The sequence below is a fragment of the Virgibacillus sp. NKC19-3 genome (assembly GCF_019837165.1).
Classification (GTDB): Bacteria; Bacillota; Bacilli; order Bacillales; family Amphibacillaceae; genus Virgibacillus_L; species Virgibacillus_L saliphilus.
The window spans coordinates 1,998,305-2,014,806 of record NZ_JAGYHC010000001.1; the positions used below are offsets into that span (position 1 = coordinate 1,998,305).

The 16,502-nt window shown below is 36.3% G+C and carries 20 protein-coding genes; 11 read left to right on the forward strand and 9 right to left on the reverse strand.

Features of this window, described 5'->3' with window-relative positions:
* Nucleotides 1-164 precede the first annotated feature (164 nt).
* From KFZ56_RS09565 to mtnN, 9 genes are all read left to right on the forward strand, one after another.
* Nucleotides 165-431, forward strand: a complete 267-nt coding sequence (locus tag KFZ56_RS09565; protein WP_222641728.1) for an IreB family regulatory phosphoprotein — start codon at nucleotides 165-167, stop codon at nucleotides 429-431.
* Nucleotides 432-845, forward strand: coding sequence for a Holliday junction resolvase RuvX (gene ruvX, locus KFZ56_RS09570; protein WP_222641729.1), 414 nt, complete (start codon nucleotides 432-434; stop codon nucleotides 843-845). It begins immediately after the preceding gene.
* Nucleotides 846-857: 12 nt separating this feature from the next.
* Entirely contained in the window at nucleotides 858-1,148 is a 291-nt protein-coding gene (locus KFZ56_RS09575; RefSeq protein ID WP_222641730.1) for a DUF1292 domain-containing protein, read from the forward strand.
* Between the two features lie 152 nt (nucleotides 1,149-1,300).
* Entirely contained in the window at nucleotides 1,301-2,419 is a 1,119-nt protein-coding gene (gene mltG / locus KFZ56_RS09580) for an endolytic transglycosylase MltG (protein ID WP_222641731.1), read from the forward strand.
* Between the two features lie 34 nt (nucleotides 2,420-2,453).
* Nucleotides 2,454-3,095: an O-methyltransferase gene (locus tag KFZ56_RS09585; RefSeq protein WP_222641732.1), complete on the forward strand. Its 642-nt coding sequence runs from the start codon at nucleotides 2,454-2,456 to the stop codon at nucleotides 3,093-3,095.
* 13 nt (nucleotides 3,096-3,108) lie between these two features.
* Nucleotides 3,109-3,738, forward strand: coding sequence for a uridine kinase (gene udk / locus KFZ56_RS09590; RefSeq protein WP_222643961.1), 630 nt, complete (start codon nucleotides 3,109-3,111; stop codon nucleotides 3,736-3,738).
* Nucleotides 3,739-3,936: 198 nt separating this feature from the next.
* The gene (gene greA / locus KFZ56_RS09595) at nucleotides 3,937-4,413 is read left to right on the forward strand and encodes a transcription elongation factor GreA (RefSeq protein WP_222641733.1); all 477 of its coding nucleotides are present in this window, start codon (nucleotides 3,937-3,939) and stop codon (nucleotides 4,411-4,413) included.
* 320 nt (nucleotides 4,414-4,733) lie between these two features.
* Nucleotides 4,734-5,420: a YrrS family protein gene (locus KFZ56_RS09600; RefSeq protein WP_222641734.1), complete on the forward strand. Its 687-nt coding sequence runs from the start codon at nucleotides 4,734-4,736 to the stop codon at nucleotides 5,418-5,420.
* A 15-nt stretch (nucleotides 5,421-5,435) separates the two neighbouring features.
* A complete protein-coding gene (mtnN, locus tag KFZ56_RS09605) occupies nucleotides 5,436-6,128 on the forward strand; it encodes a 5'-methylthioadenosine/S-adenosylhomocysteine nucleosidase (protein WP_222641735.1) in 693 nt (230 codons plus the stop codon).
* A 111-nt stretch (nucleotides 6,129-6,239) separates the two neighbouring features.
* Here mtnN and sigK read toward each other — a convergent pair whose 3' ends face one another.
* The 9 genes from sigK to KFZ56_RS09650 all read right to left on the reverse strand — a co-directional run bounded on the left by sigK (nucleotide 6,240) and on the right by KFZ56_RS09650 (nucleotide 14,502).
* Nucleotides 6,240-6,944: an RNA polymerase sporulation sigma factor SigK gene (gene sigK / locus KFZ56_RS09610; RefSeq protein ID WP_222641736.1), complete on the reverse strand. Its 705-nt coding sequence runs from the start codon at nucleotides 6,942-6,944 to the stop codon at nucleotides 6,240-6,242.
* A gap of 133 nt (nucleotides 6,945-7,077) precedes the next feature.
* A complete protein-coding gene (locus KFZ56_RS09615) occupies nucleotides 7,078-8,544 on the reverse strand; it encodes a UDP-N-acetylmuramoyl-L-alanyl-D-glutamate--2,6-diaminopimelate ligase (protein WP_222641737.1) in 1,467 nt (488 codons plus the stop codon).
* Nucleotides 8,545-8,666: 122 nt separating this feature from the next.
* Entirely contained in the window at nucleotides 8,667-9,038 is a 372-nt protein-coding gene (gene mnhG / locus KFZ56_RS09620) for a monovalent cation/H(+) antiporter subunit G (RefSeq protein WP_222641738.1), read from the reverse strand.
* A complete protein-coding gene (locus KFZ56_RS09625) occupies nucleotides 9,022-9,330 on the reverse strand; it encodes a Na(+)/H(+) antiporter subunit F1 (protein ID WP_222641739.1) in 309 nt (102 codons plus the stop codon). Before KFZ56_RS09625 ends, mnhG begins: the two co-directional genes overlap by 17 nt.
* Complete coding sequence (locus KFZ56_RS09630; protein ID WP_222641740.1) at nucleotides 9,327-9,803, reverse strand: Na+/H+ antiporter subunit E; 477 nt, start codon at nucleotides 9,801-9,803, stop codon at nucleotides 9,327-9,329. Before KFZ56_RS09630 ends, KFZ56_RS09625 begins: the two co-directional genes overlap by 4 nt.
* 7 nt (nucleotides 9,804-9,810) lie before the next feature.
* Nucleotides 9,811-11,292: a Na+/H+ antiporter subunit D gene (locus KFZ56_RS09635; RefSeq protein ID WP_222641741.1), complete on the reverse strand. Its 1,482-nt coding sequence runs from the start codon at nucleotides 11,290-11,292 to the stop codon at nucleotides 9,811-9,813.
* Entirely contained in the window at nucleotides 11,285-11,623 is a 339-nt protein-coding gene (locus KFZ56_RS09640) for a Na(+)/H(+) antiporter subunit C (protein ID WP_222641742.1), read from the reverse strand. The genes KFZ56_RS09635 and KFZ56_RS09640 overlap by 8 nt, the downstream gene beginning before the upstream one ends.
* Complete coding sequence (locus tag KFZ56_RS09645; protein WP_222641743.1) at nucleotides 11,624-13,945, reverse strand: Na+/H+ antiporter subunit A; 2,322 nt, start codon at nucleotides 13,943-13,945, stop codon at nucleotides 11,624-11,626.
* Between the two features lie 392 nt (nucleotides 13,946-14,337).
* Nucleotides 14,338-14,502, reverse strand: a complete 165-nt coding sequence (locus tag KFZ56_RS09650) for a sporulation histidine kinase inhibitor Sda (protein WP_222641744.1) — start codon at nucleotides 14,500-14,502, stop codon at nucleotides 14,338-14,340.
* Nucleotides 14,503-14,871: 369 nt separating this feature from the next.
* Between KFZ56_RS09650 and KFZ56_RS09655 the strand changes: the two genes are divergently transcribed.
* Both KFZ56_RS09655 and yqeH read left to right on the forward strand, forming a co-directional pair.
* Nucleotides 14,872-15,387, forward strand: a complete 516-nt coding sequence (locus KFZ56_RS09655) for a YqeG family HAD IIIA-type phosphatase (protein WP_222641745.1) — start codon at nucleotides 14,872-14,874, stop codon at nucleotides 15,385-15,387.
* 3 nt (nucleotides 15,388-15,390) lie between these two features.
* Nucleotides 15,391-16,491: a ribosome biogenesis GTPase YqeH gene (gene yqeH, locus KFZ56_RS09660; RefSeq protein WP_222641746.1), complete on the forward strand. Its 1,101-nt coding sequence runs from the start codon at nucleotides 15,391-15,393 to the stop codon at nucleotides 16,489-16,491.
* Nucleotides 16,492-16,502 lie beyond the last annotated feature (11 nt).

Consider the following 16,502-nt stretch of genomic DNA (forward strand, 5'->3'; position numbering starts at 1 on the left):
ATAGGAATCAATAGAAAAAGTTATAATAAACACTGAAAACATGTTAAACTGGCTATGAAAGTAAAAATTGGGCGTAAACGTATAATGTTCAAAGCAAAGATAAACATTTTGCTATTCTTTATTAAAAGCTATTACTTTAGTTATTCTAAGAATGAGGTGTCACGATGAGCTCTATTGATAAAACGATGAAATTTAATTTTTCGGAGGAACCATTTGATCAGGATATTAAAGAGATCGTCTTTACAGTGCATGAAGCACTTCAGGAAAAAGGCTATAATCCGATTAATCAAATTGTGGGTTATTTATTATCAGGTGACCCTGCATATATCCCAAGATATAAAGATGCTAGGAACTTAATTCGAAAAGTCGAACGGGATGAAGTTATTGAAGAACTGGTAAAATATTATTTAGAACAGCAAAAGGAAGAATAAATGAAAATCATTGGTTTAGATGTTGGTTCTAAAACCATCGGCATTGCTGTAAGTGATGCGTTAGGATTAACCGCTCAAGGTTTAACAACGCTTAAATGGGATGAAAATGACATTCGTTCTGCTGATATAGCATTGAAAGAAATTATAACGAACCATGAAATTGGAAAGGCTATAGTTGGCTTACCTAAAAATATGAATGGTACAATTGGCGAACGTGGACAAGCATCAGAAAGGTACGCTAAGCATATAGAGGATACTCATGAAATTCCAACTGTATTATGGGATGAACGATTGACAACTGTTGCGGCTGAGCGTGTGTTACTGGAAGCAGATATGAGCAGGAAAAAGCGGAAAAAAGTTATTGATAAAATGGCTGCAGTAATGATTCTGCAAAGTTACCTGAATCAAAAGTAAAGGAGTGATATAATGGCACTTGAAGAGAAGGAACGGATCATTATACCGGATGAAAATGGAGAGGAACATTTATTTGAAGTTCTTTTTACGTTTGATGTTGATCAGACAGAACATTCCTATATCGCTTTAATTCCGGTTGAAAGAGCAGAGGAAGAAGAAGTAGAGGTTTATGCTTTTCGTTATGAAGAAAAAGCAAGCGATGATGATGACCTAGCCCTATTTCCTATTGAATCAGATGAAGAATGGGAAATGGTTGAAGAAACGCTGCATGCGTTAACAGAAGAAGAAAACGAAGGGGAATAATACGAGGTCCATCGCTTATCATTCGGTGTTTTTTCCAATAACCTTTATTAGCTGATGTCTGGACTGGACATCAGCTATTCTTTTATAATTAGATCATAATGGAATATCCTGTCGATTTTTAGTATAATATATCAGACGGGAGGAGGATATGAATGTTCAGGAAGAAGAAAACAGGCAGTTATAAAGACAATCTAAATTTACGAAACGATGAAGTTACGACGGTTCGTAAAATAGTTGCAATTATAATAATAGCACTTATCCTTATCCTTGTCGCTGGCGGTATTTCGGGGTATTTGTACATTAAATCCTCACTAGGGGCCGTTGATCCTGAAAGTGAGGAAGAAATAGAAGTTGCTATCCCTATTGGGTCCTCTTCCTCTGAAATAGCAGAAATACTGGAAGAAAATGGCCTTATCCAGGATGGCCGCATCTTTCGTATTTATGTGAAATTTAATAATGAATCTGATTTTCAAGCTGGAGATTATACCTTTTCACCATCTATGACAATCGACGAGATCATTAACTCTTTAGAAAATGGAAGGGTTATGGAAGAACCTATTTATACCATTACGATTCCAGAAGGGCTAGATATGGAAGAAATAGCAGAAATTTACGCAGAAAACTTGCATTTTAGCAAGGAAGATTTTTTGAATCAGGTCAATGACCCTGATTATATAGAAGAGCTGATCGAAGCATATCCAACTATCTTGTCAGAAGATATTACGGATCCGTCCATTCGAACGCCTTTGGAAGGTTATCTCTATGCAGCAACTTATAACTTTTACACAGATGAACCAACTGTGTCTTCTATTGTAGAAAAAATGCTTGAACAAACTGAATCAGTTCTTGCTCCCTATATGGATGAAATCGCCGAACAGGAGCTTACTATTCATGAAGCTGTAACATTTGCTTCTGTCATAGAAAAAGAATCAGGTTTAGAGGATCAGCGTAATAAGATTTCCGGCGTATTTTATAATCGATTGGAAGAGGGAATGCCCCTGCAAACAGATCCAACTGTATTATATGCATTAGGTGAGCATAAGGATACCGTTTTGCAGGAAGATCTGGAAGTTGATTCACCATATAATACGTATCAGGTAAAGGATTTGCCAGTAGGCCCAATATCGAATTTTGCCGAAAGTGCGTTGGAAGCAGTAGTTAATCCAGAGGAATCCGATTATTTATATTTCCTGCATGACGGTGAAGGAAGTATATATTATGCTGAAACTTATGAGGAACATTTAGAATACAGGGAAGAACATATTGAATAGAGCTATTCATATAAAAAGCAAAAGAGGTATCAGCATGGAAGAAGAGTTGGCAAATTATTTAACGAAGGTGCTGCCAATACAAAGAAACTGGGTAATGGAAATGGAGAGAGAAGCAAAAAAAGAAAATGTACCCATAATGGAACCGGCTAGCATGCATTTCGTCATGTTATTAATTAAAATCATGAAACCAAAGCGAATACTGGAAATTGGTACAGCAATTGGTTATTCGGCATTACGGATGGTAGAAGCATACCCGGAAGTATCCATCATAACGATTGAAAAAGACAATGAGCGATATCAAAAAGCAATGCAATATATAAAAGAGCAGAATAAAACAGAAAATATTACCGTTGTTTATGGAGATGCATTCGAAAAGATTGAAGCTATGGCTGCGAAAAGGGAATCATTCGATGTAATTTTCATTGATGCAGCAAAAGGACAATACAAACGTTTTTTTGAGCTTGCCAGCCCAATGTTAGAAAATGGTGGCTTAATTCTTTCCGATAATGTATTATTTAGAGGACATGTTATACATCCTGAAGAAGCCCATTCCCGACATAAAAAGATGGTAGAGCGCATTCAAAACTATAATATTTGGCTAACCAAACATCCAGATTTTACAACATCTATCGTTCCTATTGGAGATGGAGTTGCGATTAGTCTTAAAAATGGTTGAAGGGAATGAGATTATGCAGGATAAGCCTGTTGTTATCGGTGTGGCAGGTGGAAGCGGAAGCGGGAAAACATCTGTAACAAATTCGATATGCGAACGTTTTACTGACAAAACAATTCTTGTTATTGAACAGGATTATTATTATAAAGATCAAAGTCACTTACCATTAGAGGAAAGACTCAACACCAATTACGATCATCCGCTTGCATTTGATAATGATTTATTAATTGATCATCTCCATAAATTAATGAATCGAGAAACAATTGAAAAACCAGTCTACGATTATAAACTTCATACCCGTTCGAATGAAGTTATTCCGGTAGAACCGAAGGATGTTATTATTCTGGAAGGTATCCTAATTTTAGATAATCCAAAATTAGTTGATTTAATGGACATTAAAGTGTTTGTTGATACAGATGCAGACTTAAGAATTGTAAGACGGCTTTTAAGAGATATAAAAGAGCGTGGAAGATCGTTGGATTCAGTTATTGATCAGTATATAAACTATGTTCGACCATCACATCTGCAATTCATAGAACCAACTAAGCGTTATGCGGATATTATTATTCCGGAGGGTGGACAAAATCATGTGGCAATTGACATTATGGCCACAAAAATAGAAACAATTTTGTCGAAAAATGGTTGAGCAGATTGTTCAAAGGAAAAGAAATATACTTTTCCTTTTGTTTGAAAACGTCTTAAAATTATTTTATAAAAGTATTGATAATTAAATAAAAATCTGCCATAGTAATATTTAATATAATTCATTTAAGAAAATTCCTGAGCAATTGTAAAATATTGCTCATTTTGAATGTAGCAGTGAAAAGAAAAGGGAGTGTTTTAAATGGCAATAGAGAAAAGTTATTATATGACGCAAGAGGGTAAAGAGAAATTAGAAGAAGAGTTGCATGAGTTAAAAACCACGAAAAGACAGGAAGTAGTTGAACGTATAAAAGTTGCTCGTGATTTTGGTGATCTATCGGAAAACTCAGAATATGATGCTGCAAAAGATGAACAAGCATTTGTTGAGTCACGGATTGCCCAAGTTGAAAAAATGATTCGCAATGCAGTTATTATTGAAAATGATAATAATAATCCGGATATCGTCTCTTTAGGTAGATCGGTGACGTTTAAGGAATTACCGGATGGGGAAGAAGAGACCTACAGGATTGTAGGAAGTGCAGAGGCGGATCCATTCGAAGGGAAAATTTCAAATGATTCTCCAATGGCTAAAAGCCTTATAGGCCATGAGATTGGTACAGAGGTTGCTGTAACAACCCCTGGTGGAGATATTCAAGTGAAGATTGTAAGGGTAGAATAAAGCTGTAGATCATATCTGTAATAAAAGCGGAGCTGTATTTCCGCTTTTATTGCTATTACATAAGAAGTTTCTATTTAAAAGTGGGTCCACTTCAAATCTATGATTGAAAATGCATGAATAATTGGGTAATGACACTAGCTAGTGTGAGGAAAAACTTGAAGCCTCCTCGAAAAAAAACAATTTTCTTTGTGCGTTGCCATGCTGCCGCAGCCTTGTACTATGGCAGATCGTAGTGCAAGGCTGATTTATCATCTTTAGATTGTGGTAGAGACCCTTAAAAGTATGACACGATGTGTATAAAAATAGGGAGGGAACATAACATGGGGGACTCTGATAAACATTCACGCCTCAATAAACATGAAAAACGGCGAAAAAATACAAAATTAATTTCCATTCTTCTTATAATTGGTGCCATCCTTGTGATCATATTGCTTGGTGTGTGGATTTTTGGAGGTAGTAGTGATGAAGGATCGGACGAGCAAAATGAGCAATCTGCTGAGACTTCGGAGGAAGAAGATGATGCAGAGGACGATATCATAATCGAAGATGATGATCCTCAAAATGATGCTTCAGAAGAAGATGCAGAAGACGAAAAAGATGAAAAAGATGAAGAAGAAAATGAAGACGAGGAATCCAATGAAGAAGCTAGTGAAGATGAGGATGATGACGTAGAAACAGAACAAGTTGAGCCATCGGATGGAAATGTTTCAGAAGCGTATACAGGTGATTGGGAACCTGTGGGTACAGAACAAGAAGGCTCTCATACGACTGATTACAGCGATGGTTCTCAGGACCGAATTGAAATCGATCAAGCAGCTGCTGCAGCTACAGAGTTAGATGAAAGTAGTATGTCAACATATTGGGTTGGTAATGACGGAGACCAAAAAGTTGTTGCGACAGTTGGAAATGAGAATGAAGAAACGTATTATCGTGTCTTTTTATCTTGGATAGACAATGAAGGATGGCAGCCCACAAAAGTTGAAGAATTACATGAACTGCAGTATTAAGTTGGAGGATTGTATATGACGATCGGTATTATTGGGGCAATGGATGAAGAAGTTGCTTTATTAATGGATAATATGGTTGATAAGGAAGAAAAAACGATTGCAAATTGTTTATTTGTGAGAGGTATGTTACTTGAGAAAGAAGTTGTATTATTAAAATCCGGGATTGGTAAAGTAAATGCAGCGATGGCTACAACCATTATGCATGAACGTTTTTCTCCGTCTCATATTATAAATACGGGATCTGCAGGTGGATTCACGAAGAATCTTGAGGTAGGTGATGTTGTTATTTCAACAGAGGTCGTCCATCATGATGTGGATGCGACTGCTTTTGAGTATGCTTACGGACAAGTGCCAGGTATGCCTGCGATGTATGCCGCAGACGCTGGTTTAATAGCGAAGGCGATAACCGCGGTAAAGGAATTAAACATTCAATATGAAGAAGGTATTATTTCTACAGGAGATTCATTTATGGATGATCCCAACAGGGTAGCTTTTGTACATGAAAAATTCCCTGCTATGATTGCAGCAGAAATGGAGGCTGCTGCTGTTGCACAGGTTTGTTATCAATACAATAAACCATTTGTCATCATTCGTGCCTTATCAGACATTGCCGGAAAACAATCCTCGGTGACATTCGATGCTTTTCTAGGAAAGGCGGCCAAGAACGCTGCAAATTTAATCATGTCTATCCTTAAAGAAATGGAATAAGAAAGGAGCCTGGGACAAAACAAACGTGCTTAACTAAAAAAAAAACATTTCCGAAGTGATGTATGTTCCGAATTTATTTGTTAAAACACTTTTGTCCCAGCCTTTTATTCCTTATCCTCTTCGTTCATTTCGATAATATTCATGAAATACTTTCATTAACGCTCTTTTTTCAATTCGGGAGACATAACTCCGTGATATGTTTAATTTTTTGGCTATCTCACGTTGCGTCATTTCTTTGTAGTCATTTAACCCATAACGATAAACAATTACTTCTCTTTCTCGATTGTCAAGAATGGTAAAATAATCCTGCATTTTTTCTATTTCCATATTTAATTGAATAAATTCGATAACATCTTCGTTTTCTGCCTCCAGAATATCAATTAAACTAATTTCATTTCCTTCTTTATCCTGCCCGATAGGGTCTTGGAGGGAAACGTCTTTTTTTACTTTTTTAAGTGCACGTAAATGCATTAGTATTTCGTTTTCAATGCATCGTGCAGCATATGTTGCAAGCTTCGTACCTTTATCGACAGAGAAGCTTTCAACCCCCTTAATTAAACCAATTGTTCCTATTGAGATTAAATCCTCCATATCTTCTCCGGTGTTCTCGAATTTCTTTACAATGTGTGCTACTAGGCGTAAATTATGTTCGATGAGCTTATTTCTAGCATCTTCATCGCCGTTTTGCATTGCCTTAATGTATTTTGCTTCCTCATCCGGCGGTAGGGGTTGTGGGAAGGCGTGATTTTTTACATAGGAGACGAAGAAGACTGCCTCTTTGATAAGTAGGGCGAGAACGCTTAAAATTCCGGACAAACGCGTGCACCTCCTAATGTTATATGGGTATTTGCCTATATAACATCTTTATGTGGAATTTAGAGTTTCGTGTCTGTCCTTCTTCATTTAAATAAAAAGGTGCCCTAAAGTTTACGCCTGACACCAATAACAATTAGTTATATTTTAAAAGCAACTCTGCTTCAGCAATTTTCACATCACTATGAGGATGCTTTTTGTTTTTAATGATTTGTGTTTGTTCTTGGCCTTTACCGGCAAAAACAAGTATGTCTCCGGGCTCACTCATTGTAATGGCGTGAGTAATAGCTTCTTTGCGATCGGATAGTAATATATAATTATCGTGTAGCATTCCTTTTTCCATATCCAATAAAATGGCATGTGGTTCCTCAAATCTTGGGTCATTGACGGTTAATATAACATAGTCAGCAATGGATGCTTTTTCAGCCATGAGCGGACGTTTAGATCTATCTCTGTCTCCACCCGTTCCCACAACGAAAATAAGTCTGTTTTGTTTAAAAGGTAAAACAGATGCAATAGATTTTTCAATAGCATCTGGTGTATGTGCATAATCCAAATACATCGTAATCGGGGCATGGAGATCCAATTTTTCCATTCTTCCATGGATTGGATGTAAATCTTTTATTATGGTTGTTAAATAAGCCACAGACATTCCTTTAGCAAATAAGGAAGCTATTGCTGCCAATGCATTATATACATTGAATTCCCCGAGTAACTTTAGCTCTACATCAAACGTTCCTTCAGGTGAATGTAATGTAAATTGTGTTTTGTCCTGATAATATTGGATAGCTTTTGCTTGGAAATGCGATTGATTGACAATACTGTAGGTTATGACTTCGACAGGTGTAAGGGAACTATATATATCTGACCATGGATCATCCACATTGAGTACCACATATTTTTCTTTTGTTAAATCATTTCCCAACTGGGAAAACAGTAATCCTTTGACATAACCATATTGATCCATGGTCTTATGATAATCCAGATGATCTTGCGAAAGATTTGTGAATGTGACAATATCAAAATCCACACCCCATAGACGTCCTTGAGATAGTCCATGGGAAGAAACTTCCATAACCATATTACTTGTGTTTTGGTTCACCGATTTACGAATCAACTGTTGATTTGTTAAACAATCAGAGGTGGTATTGTTGCTGGGTATTATTTCCCCCTCGAGTTCTAATCCGATGGAACTGGAAAGGGCCGTCTTTTGATTATCTTTTTGTAACAGTGCTTTTATTAAATTGGTTACAGTCGTTTTTCCATTTGTACCGGTAACACCAAAAAGGAACATTTGCAGGGAAGGGTAGTCGAAGAATTTATTCGCAAGAAGTGCCATTGCTTTACATGTATCATGTACAACTACTAAAGCCGCTTTATCATAATCAATATGCAATTTCTCTTCAGCTAAAATCAACTTTGCGCCGTTTTTAATCGCATCTGAATGAAAATCATGGCCGTCCGCGGTATATCCGCGTATACATACAAATAATGCGTTATTTTCAACTTTTCTGGAATCATGCTGGATGGATGTTATGTCATTTGGCAGTGTTCCATATATTTTTTTCAATCGTAAACTGGATAGTAATTCAGTAGTAATCATATTGTATAACCTCTCATAATTTTGTATTACTTATATAATTCCATTTAAAAATGATGCTATGTATGGCAGTTTTAAGGAAGAAAAAAAGTGACATTGTCATGTCACTTTTTGAGAGTTTCCCTTTATTTCATTTTACGCTTATTATCAATTGCTTCCTGATATGCATCATTTCTATGTTTAAGGATCGGTTTAATACCCTGAGAATGTGCTGCTCTGCCTAGCATGTGTGCAGCTACTGGGGAAGTTAATAATATAAACACGATGGCTAATAATAATTTCCCACTTACAATTGATTCGTTTACATACAGAAATAAAAATGCCCCCGTTAAAACACATGCAATACCTAATGTAGGTGCTTTTGTAGCAGCATGTAATCTTGTATACAGATCAGGGAAACGGACCATTCCGACAGCTGCTGACAAGATTAAAAATGTTCCTGTCAATAGGAGTAGTATGGTTAATATGTTTATAATTATCTCAGTTATCTCTGTCAATTATAACACCCTTTTCCAGATATTTTGCAATAGCGAGTGTACCTAAGAAAGCAAGTATACCAATTAACAATACAACATCATTTAATTTGTCGGTAATCAGTAATATAGACATCAATCCAGCTATTCCCATTAAATCAATACCCATAGCATCCAGTGCAATGGCTCGATCCGCCTGTGTAGGACCTGCTATAATCCGGTACAAGAGCAAAATAAGTGCTATAGATATCCCTGCTAGGCAAATAAGTACAGTGATTTCAAGAATTTTCTCTGTTAACACTAGAAAATCCGTCATCTTGTCACCTCCATGATAGCTTTCTCAAACGTATTTTTAATGGAACGAATTTCTTCATCTATATTTTCAATATTCATGGCGTGAATGTATAATTTGGAATTATCCTCTGATACTGCAATCGTTAATGTTCCTGGAGTTAATGAGATGAAATTTGCTAACAAGTTAATTTCCCAGTTACTCGTTAGATCAAGCGGTAACTCAAAAATTCCCGGTTCCACGTCAGGTTCAGGCGTGTAAATATACTTAACCATTTCAACATTTGACAAGACTAATTCCTTGGTAAATATCAAAACTAGTTTTATTATCTTGAAAAATCGATGCATATAGAAGTTTCCCGGAATAAACCGCCTTAATAAAAACAGTAAAAGTATCCCTAATAAATATCCAGTGATAAAACTGACACCTGTATAAGATTCACTTAAAAACATCCACATAACTGCAATGATTAAATTAATAACTATCTGAAAGGCCATAGTTTGATTACTCCTTTAATACAGAATCAATATAGATTTGTGGATCAATCAAATTTGTTGCAATCGAATCAACAATTGGATAGAAAAATTCTGCTCCTATTCCTAATACAACGGAAATTGCTAGTAAGATTGCAATTGGTGTGATTAATCCCTTTGTCGGTTTTATTTCAAGTGTTGTACTTTCATCTTTGCTCCCCCAAAAGCCTTTGATGAAAATCTTCATGATTGAATAAAGAATTAATAAACTGGTAGCCAACGTTATAATGGCAATAATAATTTCGCCACTTGCAAATGCTCCTCTTAGAAGCAGTAATTTTCCAATGAAACCACTGAAGGGTGGAATACCTGCTAAAACAAATGCAGCGATAAAGAGCAACCATCCAAGAAGTGGATAATAATGGATTAAACCACTCATTTTGCGTAAATCCGAGGTTCCTGCAATATAAACAATGGCACCTACTAATAAAAATAGGACGGATTTAATAATCATATCATGAACTAAATAATAAATAGAACCACTTAATCCATCAGCATTGAATACTCCTATACCCATGAGAATAAACCCAATAGCAGGTATGATGTTATATGCTACGATTAGTTTAATGTTATTTGTCGATAGGGCACCAATGACGCCAAAAATCATCGAAAGACCGGCGATCCAAATAAATACTTCATGGGTTAAATCTATTTTATGAATAAAGATGAGCGAGAACACACGAAGGATGGAATACACTCCCACCTTGGTTAATAATGCGCCAAACAATGCTGATATAACCGGATTTGGAACAATATACGATTTTGGTAACCAATAATATAGTGGGAAAAGCGCTGCCTTTGTTGCAAATACAAAAAACAGCAATATTCCAACTGTCGTCAGGATTCCTTGTTGATCAACCTCCTGAACACGTTCAGCAATATGCGCCATATTTACTGTTCCAACAACTCCATATAAAAAAGCAACTGCGGTTACGAACAACATAGACGAAAATAGGTTAATTAACAAATATTTAAGTGATTCCCGCAGCTGAACCTTTCCTCCTCCAAGAACAATTAATGCATAGGAAGCCATTAATAAAACCTCAAAAAACACGAAAAGGTTAAATAAATCTCCGGTTATAAAAGCACCGGAAACTCCTGTTATAAGGAAAAAGAAAAAGGGGTAGAAATAAAATCTTTCTTTATCACCGAGTCCAGCATGTGGTGCATAAAAAGCGCATGCTGTTGTAATTATATTTGTTGTTAGAAGGAGAACAGCAGCAAGTGTATCTACGACTAATATAATTCCATACGGTGCCGCCCACGCCCCGGTTTCCAATATGATTGATCCATTTTCTACGACATACCAAAAAATGTATCCACTAGCACCTAGACTGATTAGGGAAAAAACCTTCGTCAATCCGCGTGAAATCTTCACTTTGGAATTGAAAAAGATCAGGATGATAGCGGCAGTTAATGGAATGATGATTGGTAATACTGCTAAATTACTCATTATCCTCACCCCTTAACTGTTCCATATCATCTGTATTATTCTCTTTCGTTGTTCGGTATGCCAGAACTAATAGAAGACTTGTAACCCCGAAGCTGATAACGATCGATGTCAGGATTAATGCTTGCGGCAGAGGGTCGGTGTATTCAGATACACCATCGGTCAACACAGGTGGCTGACCAGTTTTTAATCCACCCATGGTAAAAATAAACACGTGGGCCCCGTGTGTAAGCAACGTAGTACCAATAACGATTCGAAGTAATTGTTTTTGTAATATGTTGTAAATAGCAGTTGCAAATAAAATACCTGCTAAAATTGATGTCATGATTTCCAATTATTTCGCCCCCTTATTCTTTTTTAGTTTAATGAGGCTGTATATGGCGAGTGCTGCGATTCCAAGAACAGTGATTTCAAACAATGTATCCAAGCCACGCATATCAACCAGGATAACATTAACAACGTTATCGCCCCCACCCAATGTATAGGATGTTTCCAAGTAATATTCAGAAATAGAATCAAACCAATCCGTACTATGTGCTGAAATTCCTATTAATGCCATTAATGTACCAAAGCCTATGGAAATGGTAGCATTCGTAATCTTACTACGGGCTGATTCTTTTCTTTTTTTCAGTTTCGGTAAGTGATAGAAACAAAGTAAAAATAATGCAACAGTAACTGTTTCTACAACAAATTGTGTTAGTGCGATATCCGGTGCCCGGTAAATAACAAATAGCATCGCAATACCATAGCCAACAACACCTAATACCAAAATTGCAGCGATATTATTTTTGGTGAAAATGGTTGCCAAAGCGGCGATAACCATAACAAGGATGATAGATAATTCAATCAACGATACGTCAGCTGCATTGTCAACATTAATGGTAAAACCTTCTGTTGCAAACATAAATCCAAATGTAATAATTAATGTAGCTCCCAAAATAAGGGACATATATGTTTTTAATGATCCATTCATATACACGTTTGTGATTTTTGCGGTGTAAGGTTCTATTTTTTGTATAATTGCATCATATACCCTATTAAAACTCATCTTACCAGGTAGAACGCGATATACGCTGCTCCATTTTTTACGTGTTCCAAAAAGCAAAATACCAACGCCAACTACAGCTAATGACATTAATAAAGGTGGATAAGCAAACCCATGCCAGAAGCTAACTTCCTGAAATTCCACTGCGCTATTTACAGCTGAAGCTGCATGCTGCAGGAATGGAGCGTTGACCATATTAGGGAATAAGCCAATTAGTATAACGCCTAAGACAAGGATAATTGGTGGTATTAACATCCCAATTGGTGCTTCATGTGGTTTTTTAGGCAATTGATCTAATTGTTTCGGGCCGGTAAATGTACCAAAAAAGAAATACATGGAATAAACAAATGTAAAAATGCTGCCGAGTACTGCTAGATATGGCATTGCCTGACTGAATAGATTTGCTTCTGTTAAACCTAATGTTGCATCAAAGAATAGTTCTTTACTGTAGAAACCATTTAAGAATGGGAGGGGAACTCCCGCCATTGAAAAGGTTGCAAATAAAGTAAGTGTTGCTGCAATAGGCATAAATGTTACGAGGCCACCTAATTTGCGGATATCTCTTGTACCTGTCTCGTGATCGATAATTCCGGCAACCATAAACAAGCTTCCTTTAAAGGTTGCATGGTTTAAGATATGGAATACAGCTGCAAATACTGCAGCTTGTGTGCCAAAACCAAACATGGCCATAATCATACCTAATTGGCTTATCGTGGAATATGCTAATATGGCTTTTAAATCCGTCTGTCGAACGGCCATATAGGATGCCCAACATAACGTTAGTATCCCAACTAGACTTACAATAATAACAAACCATTCATATGTTGAAAATATAGGTGAGAACCTAGCTACTAGATATATTCCTGCTTTAACCATTGTTGCTGAATGTAAGTACGCACTAACAGGTGTGGGTGCCTCCATTGCATCTGGCAACCATATATGGAAGGGAAATTGAGCTGATTTCGTAAAAGCTCCTAAAAGAATGAAAATAAGTATAAGCGGTAAATACTTACTGCTCATAATAACATCTACTTGTTCGATCATCCCCTGAATACTTGCTGTTTCGGTAATGACATATAGTAGAGTAAATCCACCAAGCATGCTTAATCCACCGAAAATCGTTATGAGCATTGACTTTAAGGCACCATACCTGGAGCGCTCTTTGAAATGCCAATACCCAATTAACAGAAATGAAGAAATGGATGTTAATTCCCAAAATGTATATAATACGAAAACATTATCGGATAACACAACACCAAGCATAGCTGTCATAAACATGAGTAAGTAAACATAGAAACTTCCCAATTTTTCTGCTTTATCTAAATAAAATATAGAATAAAGGACGACAAGTGCCCCAATACCGCTAATAAGTAAAACGAATAATAAGCTTAGTCCATCGAGGTAAAAGTCAAAATCTATCCCCAAAGAAGGGATCCAGTTGTACGTTTGCCTCAGCGGGCTAAAGTCACTCCCAATAAATTGAATAAAATAAAGGAAAATAATAAAGGGGACAAAAAATACAAAATAACCAGTATGTATTCTTTGTTTCATTTTGCTTAAAAAAGGAATGAAACATGCAATAAGAAGTGGTGCTAATACTGCGACTATCATTTAGTGGGATTCCTCCTTAATAATTTAGTAATTAGATGTAGCTTCTGACACAAAATAGGAAAAACGGTCTTCCTCATTATGGACAATGTAAGAAATATCATTCTTTTTTGCAGTAGGAGGTATAAAGCTTACCGTCTGCATAAGGGGAGTTAAAGCATAATGCAAGTGTTCTTACTTGGATATGTAGATTTCTGTTACAATAAAAAAAACTTGCCTAAGCTCGTATATTATCCAAGAAATAGTTTATCACAGTTTAGCTTGAAGAAAAATAAATAACCCCTATGATCTTAAGATATCACAGGGATTACGTTTGTAGAAATAGGTATATGAAAGGCTTAAATAAAAAGGAGGCTTGTCTATTAGCCAAGATCCGATTCGCCTTCATTTTTCTATTATTTTATTGATGTGTACTGACCTGATCTTGAATTTCCTAATTTGTGGGTTAAATGTCTTCTATGAATTTCTTCTTCAATTAAGGCAAGAAAATCAGGGCTTAAATTTAATTCATTTGCTTTATGATAAGATTCCAATAATAGTGCATCTGACAAATGCTCCATAAATACAGCCCTCCTAAAAAGGATCAAATTCCAGTTATAAGCTAATAATAATTTACCATGATTCGAAGATCTGGACAAGGTAAAAGTTATCTACATAAGCCTGTAGATAACTTGTGCACAATAATTTATTACATGTTATAAATACCTTGATGTCAACTAATTATTTGTGAACAAAGTTATCCACATTGCGAACAATGGAGGAATTTGTCGAACGTTTTTTTAAAATAATAGCGAATAAAACGCATTTTTATAACGTCTATAATCATATAGTTATAAGTTTTCCTTTATTAATTTGTAAAGTTATTATAGGATTGGTATATGTAATTATGGCTTAAATGTTATTTGAAAAGGAATAATGAGGTGTAAGCAGTGTTGAAAAAATTGTTGCCAAATAAACATGTTAAACGTATATTTGACATTCAACCAGCATTTTTAAAAGAAAAAGGGATAAAAGGGATTATCACAGATCTGGACAATACGCTTGTAGCTTGGGATGTAAAGGATGCTACGCCAGAAGTGGTACAATGGTTTAAGCTTATGAACGAACATGATATTCAAGTGACCATCATTTCAAATAACAAGCAGGAGCGAGTAAAGATATTTTCTGAACCACTGGGAACTCCATTTGTATATAGTGCGCGAAAACCATTAAGCAGGGCTTTTAATACAGTAGCGGAAGGTATGGGGTTAAAAAAAGAAGAGGTTTTGGTTATTGGTGATCAGGTATTAACGGATGTTCTTGGTGGAAATATTTCTGGATTTTACACTATTTTAGTCGTTCCGATCGTCCAGTCAGATGGCAAATTAACGAAAGTTAACCGGCAGATAGAGCGGCGAATTTTAAATTATATGCGAAAAAAAGGGAAAATAAGCTGGGAGGAATAAGTTTTGGAATCAATCTATTGTCAGGGCTGTGGAGCCAAGATTCAAACTTCAAACCCGGAGTCGGCTGGTTACACACCGAAATCTTCACTTGCGAAAGAAAATATATTATGTCAAAGATGCTTTCGTCTAAAACATTATAATGAAGTGCAGGATGTCTCTATCACAGACGATGATTTCCTGGAGATGGTAAGCAGTATTAGAAAGACCGAGGGACTAGTTGTGCATGTTATTGACATCTTTGATGTTGATGGAAGTTTAATAAAGAGTCTTCCTAGAATTATTGGTGATAATCCAATTGTATTAGTAGGAAATAAAATAGATTTATTACCGCAATCTACCAATAAACGTAGACTGACGCAATGGCTCAAGTCGCAAGCAAAAGAAGCTGGTGTTACTGTGAGTGATGTTTTCTTGATATCCTCAAAGCAAGGTCATGGAATACAAACGTTAACTCATCAGCTTGAGGATTACCGTGCTGGTAGGGACATCTATATTGTAGGCACGACCAATGTTGGGAAATCAACATTTATTAATCGGTTAATCAAGGAAACAAGTGGGGAAAATGACGTAATAACAACCTCTTACTTCCCTGGAACGACACTCGGATTCATCGAAATTCCACTGGATAACAAAACATCCATCATTGATACGCCCGGCATTGTTAATAAACAACAGATGGTACATTATGTTTCAGATAAGGATGTAAAATTGATTACACCGAACAAAGAAATTAAGCCAAGGGTTTATCAATTAAATAGTTCACAAACTTTATTCTTTGGTGGCTTGGCAAGGTTGGATTTTATTAAGGGGGACCAATCATCCTTTGTATGTTATTTTTCAAATCAGCTGCCAATACATCGGACAAAATTGGAGAACGCGGATGCGCTTTATGAGAACCATGTTGGCGATCTCTTATCACCCCCTAATGCGAAAACACTCGAAAATTTGCCGCGTCTGACTAAAAGCACATATCGTATTACAGGGGATAAAACAGATATTGTATTCCCGGGGCTTGGTTGGGTAAGTATAGCCGGGGCTGGTGCAACTGTTATTGTACATAGCCCAAAAGGTGTAGCAATTTCTGTTCGAAAATCATTAGTTTAGGAGGGGAGTTT